Origin of the sequence: Vulcanisaeta sp., assembly GCF_049966235.1 — an archaeon.
In the GTDB taxonomy this organism is placed as follows: Archaea; Thermoproteota; Thermoprotei; order Thermoproteales; family Thermocladiaceae; genus Vulcanisaeta; species Vulcanisaeta moutnovskia.
Genome location: NZ_JBMFVA010000083.1, coordinates 1 through 587 on the forward strand (window position 1 = coordinate 1; position 587 = coordinate 587).

At 39.7% G+C, this 587-nt stretch carries 2 pseudogenes; one reads left to right on the top strand and one right to left on the bottom strand.

Annotated elements, in window-relative coordinates:
• A pseudogene (locus tag ACP5L5_RS11825) lies at positions 1 to 185 on the top strand (TiaS agmantine-binding domain-containing protein); the annotation flags it as partial.
• A gap of 154 nt (positions 186 to 339) precedes the next feature.
• On the opposite strand, the pseudogene ACP5L5_RS11830 reads toward ACP5L5_RS11825, so the two are convergent.
• Positions 340 to 587: pseudogene (locus ACP5L5_RS11830) on the bottom strand (trehalose-phosphatase); the annotation flags it as partial.

Here is a 587-nt window from a genome sequence, read left to right on the forward strand (position 1 = left end):
GCCTCTTAAGGTGTAAAAGGTGCGGTTTTGAGGATAAAATTCCTAGGGTTTTTGAACCAAGGAATCAATGGTTCTATGCAAAACCAAGGAAAAGCGAGTATAGGCATTTAATGAAACCCGGCGAGCGTATAGGCCTTGAGGGTCTTGCACTCTATATGCCTAAACCATCTCTATGGGTTTATTGATTACTATAGAGAAAGGTTTTTAACCTACTCATCTACGATGCCCAAGAGATTTATGGAATTAGAGACGACAGTTGAGTCTAGGATTATGAATGCTCTTAGAATTAATTTAAAGATAAACAGTAACTATGAAATCAAGATGCAACGGTTAAGTAGGTTAATTCGGCTTCGGAAGCTTATGAACCTTGGACTTTAAAAAATCAAGGAAGCTAGGTAATTCATCCTCATTAACCCAAAACAGAACCGGTAGCTCAAGACCCTCATTATACCTATGCCTAATACCAATAGGATACTCAACCACCTTCATGGCAGAAATATCATTCTCAGAATCACCTAGATACACCACAGGACCCCTTATACCCATAAGCTCCCTGAGCCTAGTAACAGCATAGCCCTTATCAATGG